Below are 12,999 nucleotides of genomic sequence, written 5' to 3' on the forward strand. Positions count from 1 at the left end.
GATGAAACAGATAAAGAATATTCTAATAAATACGATTTGTATAGTAAGCCTGTTTGGTTTGATGTCTTGCATCAAGGAGATCGACCTTGAATCCTTACGGCCGGATCCTACCTTGGTAGTGAACTGTGTCGCTATAACCGGCGAACCCTTAACTGTAAGTGTCTCCCGTACTTGGTTTTTCACGGATGATCATCCGAACGTGACTTTGGATAAAGCCGAGGTGAATTTATTCGTGAATGGCGTTTTTAAAGAGCGTATGAGCTTTCAGGAGGGGGATGAGGCATTTAACACGAAAGGTTATTTCAAGTCTGATTTTATACCGGTGAAAGGGGATCGTATCCGTGTGGAAGCCTCTTATCCGGAATATGGTGTGGCAAGTGCTGAGACGGTCATGCCTGAGCCTGCTCAGGTCTTGAAAGCGGGGGTAACCTATGCCACGGTAGCTGGCTCTTTTGGTTCTGCTCGCCAGAATGCGATTTATCAGGTAACGCTCAAAGATAACCCTGCCGAGGAGAATTATTATTTACTTCGTATGGAAGAGGGCATTCCTGTTTTTGATGGAATAGCTAAGGAATATACAGGAGAATATAAATGGTTCTCGGTGAGTCCAAACTATGCGACTGAACCTGTTTTTGGCCAATCGTTGACGGCCTTGGATCAAATCTTTGGCAATGACTGGATGTATGGGTATGATGGGAAGGTCTTTTCTGATGAGTTAATAAACGGGCAAGAATATACCTTGCACTTAACGGATGAGTATTATTATGAACCTTATTATGGATCATATCCGCTAAAAGTAGTCCCGGATTCGATAGGGATAGAAGATCTAAATGAGGAAGATTTTCTTCCGATTCCTCCCAAGCACCTACGGGTACACCTATATGCTATCTCAGCGGAATACTATCGATATCTGAAAGTTTTGCAAGATAAAGACACGGATTCAGTTTCGAACCTTTTGATCGATGGCGGTCTGGCCGAACCGATCCGTGTATTTAGCAATATAGACGGTGGTGTCGGTATCCTAGGCAGTTGCCATGTAGGAATGTTTGAGACGGAAATAGCGTCTTCCTCACATTCCAATCTTGAAGCGGCCCGATTTGAAGACGGGATAGACTAGGAACTGTGGTTCCATCTTCCGTCGTACCGGGTTGTATTCATAGTTGATACCGGCTCCCATCCAGAAATTATCAGTAACCTTGAACTCCATTGAGCCGCCCACTTGGGTATGGTAGAGAAAAGGGTTGCTGAGCATATGGGGGTTGTTGTACTCGTCGGCGTAATAAGCGTATTGTCCCCAGCCTTTCAGTTTCAACCAGTCAGTAGGTTGATATTCCACTTGTACGTTTGCGCCCGCTGTTATTCCGGGACTAGGGTTGAAGGGACTAAAGAAACGACCACCGAATCCTCCGCCATAAAGACTCCAATTGCCGCTGTGCCAAGAAATACCCCCGTTCATGATCGTCATGCCTCCGACTCCCGGCCATGTATATTGAACACCGTTAGCGATAAGATCGAAGCTCTCGTTTAGCCGTTTCATATAAGTCTCATTGAAATCCAACGCCATTGGCGATACCTCCCGAAGCATCGGGGTATATACGTTAAAGAACGGCTGATAGGCGGCGGAAGATATCTGCATATCCATCGGACGCTCTTGTAGGGACGTATGGGGAATATCGGGCGTGAACTCCCGCAATTTAATATCGATATCCCGTGTCCCCGCAGGGGTAAATGTCTTATAAGAGGCTTTCGGGATGTTCAACTCATACGTCTTGTTTTTAGGCAGGACGATGATTTTACCTTCTTTATTTAAAATAAACGAAAAGTCAGACTGTGCCTGGATTCCAACGACACATATCCATGCCATGAATATAAATAATCCTCGTCTCATACACTCTCCTCCTATTTTTGATGTGAAGGTAACTTTTTTTTGAATAAGATGCAACTTTTAGGATACCTATTTCATCCATATAATAGAGAGCATAAGTACTTATGGATGAACAACTGTTAATCGATGGATGTATGCGAGGCGAATCATGGGCTCGTAAGGAATTGTACGAGCAATATGTTCCTGCTATGATGAGTGTTTGCATGCGTTACGTGGGTGACAGGGAGACGGCCCGTGATCTTCTGCAGGACGGGTTCGTGAAGATATTTACGAAGATCCGGTCGTATTCCGGCTCCGGGGCTTTCGGGGGATGGATACGGCGGATCTTTGTCACTACGGCTCTTGAATATCTCCGGTCTTCAGAGAACACGAGGCTAAGTGTAGGTCTGGACGGCTATGACGACAGTTTGGAAGATATCAACTATTCCGTATTGGACCGTTTATCGGCGGACGACTTGTTGGCTTGCGTGGCCCAATTGCCGCCGGGATATCGTACGGTCTTCAACTTATATGCGATAGAGGGATATACGCATAGCGAGATCGCCGAGATGCTGCATGTACAGGAGGCGACTTCCCGCTCCCAGTTTATCCGGGCGAGGAACGCTTTGCAAAAGAGTGTACAATCTTTAATAAGGCATGAAAATGCGGGACGATAAGGATCATAACGAACGGCTGGATGATTTCAGCGGCTATATGCGGCAGCGCTTGGAAGAGCACCGGTTGCCGGTAGATGCCGGCTGCTGGGATGAGGTGGAGGCCCGGATGAACCGGAGAGCGAGATCACGGGGTTGGTTGTGGACGGGAGGCTTGGCCGCCGCCGCAGTGCTGGCTTTGGTTATTTGGCTGCTACCTTCCCCGGAGAAGATGCCATTGGAGGAATTGAGCCCCTTTCAGAAAGAGATATCGGAGAAAGCGGAGGAAATGAATATTCTTCCGGAGCATCCCGTTTTACCTGTAGAGCCTGTAAAGAAACGTATAGCGAAAGTGCTGAAATGGGAAAAAAAGGCTAAGCTTTCCGCTATTGTCGGGGAAAAGGAAGCGATCCGGGAGGATGAGAAGTGTGAGACTATCGAGATTATTGAGAAGGATGCGATTGCGGCTATCGTAGAAGAACCGTCTGCGAAGGAGGATGCGTCTGAGGATTCGACGGACATAGTCGTTAAGCGAGGTGACTCTACGGTTCCTCTACCGGAAGGCGAACGAAGTCCCCGACGAAAAGCCTCTTTGAAAAAGAAAGCCAAGAAGAGTAAACGGAATAAGTGGTTATTGGCCGCCGCCGTTGGCTCTAGTGGTTATGTAGATAGCTTTTTAAATACGGATATGAGTTATGGCGATGTTTCTTCTCCGGGAGATATGAATGTTCCTTCCCAAGATCCTGATCCGAATAAGCCGGATAAAGACGATAATGAGAAGGAGAATGGCAATACGCCTCCCCAAACGGCCTCATTCCGTAATGCCCCGGTATTACGGAGTTCTAAGGTGGATGAGAACTTCTTGGATAATCGTTCGTTCGAATCTTATCCGGACGTTAGCTACTCCCTTCCGATATCTTTTGGTTTTACGGTACGGAAGGATTTGAGCCGGCGTATAGCCGTGGAAAGTGGATTGATGTATACGTATTTATCCACTACATTCAAGAGGGGAGGGGATTGCCCGTCGGAGGTGAAATCGTCTTTGCATTATCTGGGTATTCCTTTGAATCTGGTGGTTTATGTATGGAGGAATCAGCGATGGAATGTCTATCTCTCCGGAGGCTTTATGATGGAGAAGGGTTTGCAGGCCGTGCATAGCGGTTATATCGCCGGAAACGGAACGACTATCTCTAAGAGCAAAAAGGAGGGCATCCACGGTATGCAATGGTCCGTGAATGCCTCGGTCGGTGCCGCTTATCGTTTCTATGGGGATTGGAGTCTCTATTTCGAGCCTCGCTTCTCCCATTATTTCGACTGTGATCAACCGGCTAGTATTCGTACAGACAAGCCGTTGGGATTTGGGTTGAGCGCAGGTATACGATATGCTTTTTAATGATTAAATCTATTATAATTATGCGGAAACTTTTTTATTGGGCGTTTGCCTTTAGCCTTTGCGTCTTAATGGGATGCAAGGATGATGGAGTGAGAATGGAGGTCGTGCGGTATGCTATCAACGAACCGGTATTCATGTCGATCTCCGAGTTTCGGAATTCAGTGAAGGTGACGGATGAGGTGGTGCCAATCACCAAGCGGGGTAAGATCTGTTTCTATAAGGATTACCTGTATATTTCTTCCCCGGATAAGGGCATCCATATCGTGGATAACAGGAATCCGGCATCTCCCCGGATAGCGGGCTTTGTAGAGTTGATCGGTAACGAGGATCTCTCGATCAAGGATGATAAATTGTATGCGGATTCGTATGTGGATCTGGTCTGGTTCGATATCTCCGATCCGGAGAGACCTGAATTGGAAGGTCGTGTGGAGAACGCTTTCCGTTATGCGCTTCCGACCATAGAGAATGGCTATGGGTTCGATTATAATATGTGTTATTCGGAAGAAGCGAGAGCGAAAGGTGTCGTGGTTGGTTGGGAGCCGAAGGAACGGGAGGAAACCATTTACCATTATCCGAGTTATGGCGGTGATCTGATGGCGAACGATGCGGCGCCGGGTACTTCCACGCAGGGCGTGAACGGATCTATGGCTCGTTTTTCTATTTATGGTAAGTACTTATATACGGTAGAACAGAATATCATGTGTGTTTTCGACCTGTCTGGAGACAAGCCTGTCTTGACGACAAACGACATTTGGTTGCAACGTGGTGTCGAGACTCTTTTCAACTATAAAGATAAGATGTTCATGGGAACTCCGACCGGCATGTTGATCTATTCGCTGGAAGATCCGCTAGCGCCTAAGTATCGTTCTTCCGTAAGTCATGTCTTTGGTTGTGATCCGGTTGTCGTGGAGGATGACTTAGCGTATGTGACCGTGCATTCCGGAAATACTTGCGGGCAAAATACCAATGAACTGATGCTCATAGACGTGAGTGATGTAGACCAACCGAACTTGCTGGTTACTTATGGCATGAAATGCCCGAAAGGACTAGGTATCGATAACGGTACTTTATTCCTCTGTGACGAAGGGTTAAAGGTCTTCAACGCGAAAGATCCTATGACCTTGCTGGCTAATCAGCTTGTTCATTATGCAGGTATGGAGGGTTACGATGTAATCCCTTTTAAGAATACCTTGATGATGATCGCCGATGATGGCCTTTACCAATACGATTATTCCAATTTACAGGCGATATCTCAGTTAAGTAAATTGCCAATGGGCGAATAGAGTTTAATATTCCTCTTCGCTATTCGCTTCGCAAGGTGTTTACCGGATTGCGGGATGCCGCCTTATAACTATGCCTGCTTACGGTCAGTAGCGTAACCATCAATACGATACCGCCGGATAGCAGGCTTGTTTCTATGGAGTACGTTCACGAAAATTCGCTACTTTTTATGTGTTATTTATGCGAGAATGTAAATAAAATGAGCTTCCTACTTTGATGTTATAATATTTATTCTGATCTTGCGGATGTTATTGTGTTTGATAAATTAAAATCTAAAACTATTATTATGAATCATTTTAACAATGTGCACGGACTAAAAGGATGCATTCGTTGTTTGACTTTAAAAAACGTGCTTTTAGCTCATTTTTTATTGGCTTTTTCAGTGGCAGGTAGTGTTTCCGCCGAGGTTTTGCCTACATCTTATTTAAATGGCATTGAACAACAATCCCGGAAAGTTGCAGGACGTGTTTTGCAAAGAGTTGATAACGAGCCGGTCATTGGTGCTAATATTGTTGTGACAGGTACAACAATCGGTACAATTACAGATGTGGAGGGACGTTTCTCATTGGACAACTTGCCGGCAAATGCCCGTACGCTTACCGTATCTTTTGTTGGCATGACTTCGCAAACGCTTCCGATCAAATCAGAGATGATGATACTTCTGGAGGATGATTCGGAAACATTGGATGAGGTGATGGTCGTGGCCTATGGTACGGCTAAGAAAAGTACATTTACTGGATCTGCCAGTTTGCTGAAGTCAGAGAAGATAGAGGCTCGTCCTGTTACATCGGCAACTTCAGCTTTGCTAGGATCTACGCCGGGTGTGCAAGTAGCCTCAGCCAGTGGTCAGCCCGGTTCAGATTCGGATATCTATATTCGCGGATTGGGTTCTATTTCTGCGACGAATACCCCTTTGATTATACTTAACGGCATGCCCTACGATCAGAGTATCAGTAGTATCAATCCCAGTGATATAGAGAGTATGTCTGTCTTGAAAGATGCTTCATCTGCGGCTCTGTACGGCGCACGAGGTGGTAATGGTGTTATCCTGATAACCACCAAGACGGGTAGTAAGAATCGTATGTCGGTGAATGTGAAAATCAACCAAGGATTCACGAATCGGCAAAGTCAGGATTATGAACGATTGGGCGTGAATGATTATTTGAAAGTATATTGGGAGAGCGCACGCAACCAGTTGATAAGTGGTGGTGCGTCACCAGAGCAAGCGGGAATGGCAGCCGCTCAAAACTTGATTTCAGGAACGCTGGGCTTCAATCCGTTTAACGTGCCGGACGATCAGGTCGTGGATGCGAACGGTGTGCTTAACCCGAACGCTACGTTCATGTGGGCGGATGATACCGATTGGGAAGACGCTATCCAGCGCACGGGCAGCCGTACGGATATAGGCGTGAGCGTGAGCGGAGGTAATAATAAGTCGGATTATTATCTTTCCGCCGGTTATCTGACGGAAGGTGGTTATATCATCGGATCGAAGTTTGACCGATATACCTTGAACACGAATGTTAACTCGCAGATCACCTCGTTCTTGAAGATTGGCGGTACGCTCTCCGGGAATATCAGCAAGGCGGAAGGGCAGCAGTCGCAAGCTTCGGGAAATAACAACAACCCTTTCCGATTCACTCGCTATATCGGACCGATTTATCCGATCCATGTACACGATCCGCGTACCAAAGAATATGTGCTGGATGCCAATGGCAATAAAGTGTACGACTTCGGTCAGGCCTATACGATCGAGGAGGGTGTGGAAGCGCCTTCGCGTGCGTATATCTCTGGTAATAACCCGGCTATTGAGTTGCAAAATATCAGCAACGGATACAAGCGGAATCAATTGAACGCGAAATTGTATGCGGAGATCCGTTTCTTGAATGATTTCAAGTTTACGGTGAACGGAGCCGTGGGAACAAGCTCTCGTTTAGGGCATTCGGCCAGTATCTATTATCCGGAGAAGACTGAGGTGGGGTCAAGCACGAAGACCGTTTCGTTTGAGACAACTTGGACGTTCAACCAATTGCTCTCCTATACAAAGAATTTCGGCAATCACCATGTCGATGTCTTATTAGGACATGAGAGTTATGATTATGAGTACAATTACCTGAAAGGCTCCATGCAAAACCAGACCATCCATAATGGCAACTTTGAGTTCAGCAATTATTCGGTGCCGGACGAGCAAGACTCTTATACGAATACCTACAAGACGGAGGGATTCCTTGCCCGTGCGAACTATGACTATAACAGCCGTTATTTCCTTTCTGCATCCGTGCGCCGCGACGGATCCTCCCGCTTTTACAAGGATTCCCGTTGGGGTACATTCTTCTCGGTAGGAGCTGGTTGGCGTATTGACGAGGAGCGTTTCATGGAAGATCTTGATTTCATCGATTTGCTGAAGTTGCGTGTCGCTTACGGTGAGGTGGGTAATGATGCCATCGGTAGCTACTATGCTTGGCAAGCGGCTTACGAGCAGGCCATGAACGGATTGGAGGCCGGTTATATCCAGCAACGTGTCGTTCGTAATAAGGATTTGCAATGGGAGGTGTCTCGCAATGGCGACGTGGCTTTGGAGTTTGAGTTGTTTAAAAGTCGTTTGTCGGGTAGTATAGAGTATTTCGATCGTCGTTCCAGTAACTTATTGTTCTCGATCCCGCAAGCTCCGGATACGGGTGCTACTAGTGCATATAAAAACGCAGGTACGATGTACAACCGGGGTGTGGAGGTTGATTTGAACGGAAAGGTCATCCAAACAAAGGATTGGACGTGGTCTGTGGGAATTAACGCTACATGGTTGAAAAATCGGATTACCTCTTTGCCGGTAGAACCTTATAACAGCGGAGTACATCGGGTGGAAGAGGGCCATTCGCGCTATGAGTTTTATCTTCGCCAGTGGGCGGGAGTAGACCCTGCTACCGGAAACTCTATCTATGTGCCGGATCCGGAACTGACGGTGGAGTCTGTCGACCTTGTAGAGGTGGATGGAAAAACATATACGACTAACGTGAATGAGGCCATTTATGATTGGGCCGGAGAATCTACACCGAAGGTATCGGGAGGTCTTAATACGAACGTATCTTGGAAGAATCTTTCTTTAAGCCTGTTGTTTAACTTCCAGCTAGGTGGCAAGATGTATGATGTGGGATATTCCGATTTGATGACACAGCCTTCAGGATCCGCATCCTTGACTTCCAACAAGCATGTGGATATCTTGAATCGTTGGCAGAAACCGGGCGATGTTACGAATGTGCCTCGCATCGAGGATTTCGCAGATACGAATATGAATGCGGGAACTTCTACTCGTTGGTTGATCAGCTCGAATATGTTGGAGTTGGCTTCCGCTACTTTGAGCTATGATCTGCCGAAGCAATGGCTGGAGAAGGTTTCCATGCAAGGACTCCGGGTATATGCGTCAGGAGAGAATCTATTTTTGCTGACGAAACGAAAAGGTATTTTCCCTCGTTCAAACATATTCTCAGGATATAGTGGTAATGCAGATGTTTATTTGCCTGCGAGAGTATTTACTTTTGGTTTGAATCTTACTTTTTAAATCATGTTTCCTATGAAAAAAATATATATACTAGTGTTGATATCCTTTGCGGTATTATTCAATGGCTGTAAGGAGGATTTTTTGGAGACAACTTCCACACAAACGGTGGATGAACAAGCGGTGTTCAATGATACCCAATCGGCTATGTTGGCTGTAAATGGCTTGCATAAATTGATGTGGACGGGCGATCTGTCTAGTTCGGCTTTTTATGGCGGTTACGATATGTTGATGATTTGGTATGAGGTGATGGGGGATGATTTGGTATATACGTACAGCAATGCGCAGTTCCAAAAGCAGGCTCAATGGTCGAGCCATCGGAATGCGACGATCGGTAGCGCGACCCATTTTTATCGCTTGTTGCAATATTTTATCTCTAACAGTAGTATGATTATCGATAATATCGATGCTGCGGAAGGTTTGGAGAGCGAGAGGAATTATATCAAGGGACAAGCCCATTTTTACCGGGCTTTCGCCTATTTCACGATGGTACAGATGTATGGCGGCCGTTATAAGGCAGAGGGCGATAACACGCAATTGGGTGTGGTAATTCGTAACGATAACTCAACGGAGCCGAGAGCGAGAGCTTCTGTAGAGGAGGTGTATACGCAGATCAATGAGGATATCGACTTGGCGATCCAATTATTGGGTGCTACGGAGGAGAAACGGACAAATAAGTCGCATATTGATTTGCACGTGGCTCGCGGTTTGAAGGCTCGTATCTTATTGACGCAAGGTAAATGGTTGGAAGCGGCTGAAATGGCTAAATTGGTCGTTGACCTATCAGGAGCCAAATTGCAAGATGATACCTATACGACATTGAATGATCGTTTCAGCGATCAATCAAATACAGAATGGTTGTGGGGATCGAATCCTTTGTTGCAGCAAGCTCCGAACTTGACTCACTTCCATGGATATATGTCGAATGAGATCATTTCGTATAATGGCAATACCCCTCGTGCGATTTATAATAAGTTATACGACAAGATCAGTGATACCGATGTGCGTAAAGGAATTTGGTTTCCGAGGGCGACCGATCCCAATACCCTTCCGCGACCGATCCGGGCGGAGTGTAACAGTAAAGCGTATGCTAATTATATGGCCAATAAGTTTATCGTATCGGATCCTACGACGAAAGGTGGCAGGGATGTTCCTTTCATGCGCTTGCCGGAGATGATGTTGATCATGGCGGAGGGATATGCACGTGCTGGGGAGCCAGGCAAAGCGGCTCAGGCTCTTTATCCGCTGGCAAGTCATCGGGATCCGGAGTATACGTTGTCTACGAAAACGGGCGAAAACTTGATCGAAGAGGTGATGACTCAACGTCGCATAGAGCTTTGGGGGGAAGGTTTCCGTTGGTTCGACTTGAAACGTTTGAATATGGATTTGGACCGTGGACCGGCTCCTCGTCCTGAGGTTTTCCCGAATGGTTTGATTGAATATTGGAACAAAGACGCAATGCCTAAAGTGGTGGATCCAGAAGCTTCTAATTACAATATGTATGGAGATGGAACGGTGACGGGTAACGGGAACAGATATCGCCCGGCCGGACATAGGGATTGGCAATGGGCTATTCCTGATAAAGAGACTCAGCTGAATCCGCTTTGCGAACCGAATCCATAAAGTAAATAAATAGTTATGAGAAGATTTTTTTTAATGTGCCTGTTGCCAATCTTCTTGGCGACAGGTGTTTTTGCTCAACCACAAGCGGATGAGTATCCGTATGATTTGACGTATTTCTTGCCGGAAGGTTCTCATGTTTATGACCCTCAGGTTCCTACCCCGGAAAAAATCTTGGGATTCCAGCTTGGAGAACAACATGCCGGATGGGATCAAGTAGTGGAATATATGAGAACATTGGCGCGATGCAGCGACCGTGTCACGATTAGGGAGACGGGGCGTACCTATCAGCACCGTCCTTTTATAGAGGTCGTGTTTACTTCGGCCAAGAACCAAAAAAATATAGATCGACTGAAGGAGGAGCACTTAAAGTTGAGCGACGTGGCGAAATCGAGAAGCGTGGTGATAGACGACATGCCTGTGATCGTAAGCTTGATTTATAGCATTCATGGAAATGAGGCATCGGGTGTGAACGCTTCGTTGGCTGTTGCCTATCATTTGGCGGCGGCACAAGGGCCTGAGATCGAGGAATTACTAGACCAAGAGATTGTCGTGATGACTCCCGGAGCCAATCCGGATGGAATCAATCGGTTTGCGTCGTGGGTGAATTCCTCTAGAAGTTTCACGAATGTTAGCGATATAAAATCACGTGAGTTTACCGAGCCTTGGCCTTCCAGTCGTACGAACCATTATTGGATCGATTGCAATCGCGACCTGCTTATGGCACAACATCCCGAGGGAATCAATGGCTTAAATGGATATTTTGAATGGTTGCCCAATGTGGTCGTGGATCAACATGAGCAAGGGGCGTTACGTCCTTATTATTTCAGTCCGGGACATCCTAAGCGTACTCATCCGTTTACTCCCCAGCTTAATCAAGACTTGACGGCCGAGATTTCTTCTTATACGGCAAAGGCACTCGATCGGATTGGGACGACTTATTATTCGAAGGAGGGTTATGATGACTTCTATTACGGAAAAGGGGCTGCTTATGGAGATGCGCATGGATCCGTTTGCCTGCTATATGAGCAAGGTTCCACGCGCGGACATTTGCGTAATACCCCGAGCGGGGAATGGACCTTTGGCTGGACAATCCGGAATCAGGCCCTAGCCTCTTGCGCTACGCTGGAAGCGGCCAAGGCGATGCGTACCCGTTTGCTGACTTATCAGAAGGAATATTATGAGCGTACGGCTTCCGAGGCGCAGAAGGAGGCGGTACAGGGCTATGTGTTCGATACACGCGGATCTAAGTCTGTCGCTTTTCATTTCTTGGAGAATATGGCCCGTCATCATATCGAGGTCTATCAGTTGGCGAAGGACTATCAAGCCGCAGGTGACAAGGAGTTCCGAAAAGGTTCAGCTTATGTCATTCCGGTGGCGCAAAAATACAGTACGATGGTTAAGGTGCTTATGGAGGATTGTTTAGAATATACGGATAGTACTTTCTATGATATCTCTACATGGACGTTCCCGTATGCGTTTAACTTGGAGTGTGCTCCGGTGAAGAGTGTCGCCGGATTGATGGGGGATCGGATTGAGCGAAATGATTTTCCGCAAGGACGGCTCATCGGCGGGGAAAGCCGGGTGGGGTATGTGTTTGAGAACCGGGAGTTTTATGCGCCTAAGGTAGTCTATGAGTTGCAGCGTAAGGGGATTCGGGTCAGTGCGACCAACCGTCCGTTCCAATTTAAGAACGAAGAGGGAGAATGGACGATGGGCTATGGTACCTACCAGGTATTGACGCATAATCAGCCGCTTCCTTCGGATGTGCTCTATGCGACATTGGGTGAGTTGGCAAAAAATACGGGAGTGGATATCTATTCGGCCAACACGGGATTGATGGCTGATGTGGATTTTGGCAGCCCGGCTTTTAAACCATTGGAACAGCCGAAAGTGGCTATGTTGGTAGGACGTGGCGTAAGTATCCCGGAATCGGGTGAGATTTGGTTCTTGTTGGATAAGCGTTTTCAGATGCGTCCGGTATTGATAGAGAACCCGTCTTTGACAGGCAAGGACTTGAAGGCTTACAATGTTATCATTTTGGCTAATGGTGTTCCAAATCTAACTAAGGGTACCGAGACTGCCTTGAAGGAGTGGGTTGCTGCCGGAGGAGTGTTGATCGCTACCGGAAAGGCTAGCGCATGGGCTAGCAAACAAGGGCTTATCTCTTTAAAGACAAAGGAAACATTGCTTGAAAAGGCGGACAGCTTATCGGTTTATCGTTCTTTTGCGGATAAGGCGGAAGCAAAAGCCGGAAAGTTGATCAAAGGGGTAATTCTGAATTGTCATTTGGATAAGACGCATCCGCTAGCTTGGGGACTTGATCAAGATGAGATTGCTGTTATAAAAACGAATGATATCATTTTCCAGAAAGATAGGGATCCGTATGTTTCGCCTTTATATTATACCAAGAAGCCCTTGTTGTCGGGATTCTTGTCGGCGGATAATGCGAACTTATTGAGAGAGGAGCCTGCTGTCATAGTGAAACCTTATAAAAGCGGTAAGGTGATTGTTTTTGCAGATGATATGAATTTCCGTTCTTACTTCTTTGGAACTAGTAAGTTGTTCATGAATGCGTTGTTTTATAACAAATGTATGTAGTTGTCGGATGAGTACGCAACGAAATATATTGTGT

8 protein-coding genes are annotated in these 12,999 nt (G+C 46.5%); 7 read left to right on the forward strand and 1 reads right to left on the reverse strand.

Features of this window, described 5'->3' with window-relative positions:
* Position 1: 1 nt before the first annotated feature.
* Complete coding sequence (locus tag DWX84_RS10495; protein ID WP_048927117.1) at positions 2-1,117, forward strand: DUF4249 domain-containing protein; 1,116 nt, start codon at positions 2-4, stop codon at positions 1,115-1,117.
* Here the strand turns inward: DWX84_RS10495 and DWX84_RS10500 are convergent.
* On the reverse strand, positions 1,070-1,888 hold the full coding sequence (locus DWX84_RS10500; protein ID WP_048927118.1) for a hypothetical protein: 819 nt from the start codon (positions 1,886-1,888) through the stop codon (positions 1,070-1,072). The two genes, DWX84_RS10495 and DWX84_RS10500, sit on opposite strands and share 48 nt — an antisense overlap.
* Before the next feature lie 101 nt (positions 1,889-1,989).
* On the opposite strand from DWX84_RS10500, the gene DWX84_RS10505 reads away from it, so the two are divergent.
* The 6 genes from DWX84_RS10505 to DWX84_RS10530 all read left to right on the forward strand — a co-directional run bounded on the left by DWX84_RS10505 (position 1,990) and on the right by DWX84_RS10530 (position 12,965).
* Complete coding sequence (locus DWX84_RS10505; RefSeq protein WP_048927119.1) at positions 1,990-2,541, forward strand: RNA polymerase sigma factor; 552 nt, start codon at positions 1,990-1,992, stop codon at positions 2,539-2,541.
* Positions 2,528-3,910, forward strand: coding sequence for a porin family protein (locus DWX84_RS10510; protein ID WP_048927120.1), 1,383 nt, complete (start codon positions 2,528-2,530; stop codon positions 3,908-3,910). Before DWX84_RS10505 ends, DWX84_RS10510 begins: the two co-directional genes overlap by 14 nt.
* Before the next feature lie 20 nt (positions 3,911-3,930).
* Complete coding sequence (locus DWX84_RS10515) at positions 3,931-5,193, forward strand: LVIVD repeat-containing protein (protein WP_048927226.1); 1,263 nt, start codon at positions 3,931-3,933, stop codon at positions 5,191-5,193.
* A gap of 284 nt (positions 5,194-5,477) precedes the next feature.
* Positions 5,478-8,747 (forward strand): TonB-dependent receptor, encoded by a 3,270-nt coding sequence (locus DWX84_RS10520; RefSeq protein WP_048927121.1) that lies wholly within the window; start codon positions 5,478-5,480, stop codon positions 8,745-8,747.
* A 12-nt stretch (positions 8,748-8,759) separates the two neighbouring features.
* Positions 8,760-10,367 carry a RagB/SusD family nutrient uptake outer membrane protein gene (locus DWX84_RS10525; protein WP_048927122.1) on the forward strand — a complete coding sequence of 536 codons (1,608 nt, stop codon included), beginning with the start codon at positions 8,760-8,762 and terminating at the stop codon, positions 10,365-10,367.
* A 15-nt stretch (positions 10,368-10,382) separates the two neighbouring features.
* Complete coding sequence (locus DWX84_RS10530; protein ID WP_048927123.1) at positions 10,383-12,965, forward strand: M14 family metallopeptidase; 2,583 nt, start codon at positions 10,383-10,385, stop codon at positions 12,963-12,965.
* Positions 12,966-12,999: the final 34 nt, after the last annotated feature.

Origin of the sequence: Parabacteroides sp. AF21-43 (assembly GCF_003635435.1) — a bacterium.
Taxonomy (GTDB): domain Bacteria; phylum Bacteroidota; class Bacteroidia; order Bacteroidales; family Tannerellaceae; genus Parabacteroides; species Parabacteroides distasonis.

Coding starts and splice junctions, on each gene's coding strand:
- DWX84_RS10495 (WP_048927117.1), top strand. CDS start 2: ATGAAACAGATAAAGAATATTCTAATAAATACGATTTGTATAGTAAGC.
- DWX84_RS10520 (WP_048927121.1), top strand. CDS start 5,478: ATGAATCATTTTAACAATGTGCACGGACTAAAAGGATGCATTCGTTGT.
- DWX84_RS10505 (WP_048927119.1), top strand. CDS start 1,990: ATGGATGAACAACTGTTAATCGATGGATGTATGCGAGGCGAATCATGG.
- DWX84_RS10525 (WP_048927122.1), top strand. CDS start 8,760: ATGAAAAAAATATATATACTAGTGTTGATATCCTTTGCGGTATTATTC.
- DWX84_RS10530 (WP_048927123.1), top strand. CDS start 10,383: ATGAGAAGATTTTTTTTAATGTGCCTGTTGCCAATCTTCTTGGCGACA.
- DWX84_RS10500 (WP_048927118.1), bottom strand. CDS start 1,888: ATGAGACGAGGATTATTTATATTCATGGCATGGATATGTGTCGTTGGA.
- DWX84_RS10515 (WP_048927226.1), top strand. CDS start 3,931: ATGCGGAAACTTTTTTATTGGGCGTTTGCCTTTAGCCTTTGCGTCTTA.
- DWX84_RS10510 (WP_048927120.1), top strand. CDS start 2,528: ATGCGGGACGATAAGGATCATAACGAACGGCTGGATGATTTCAGCGGC.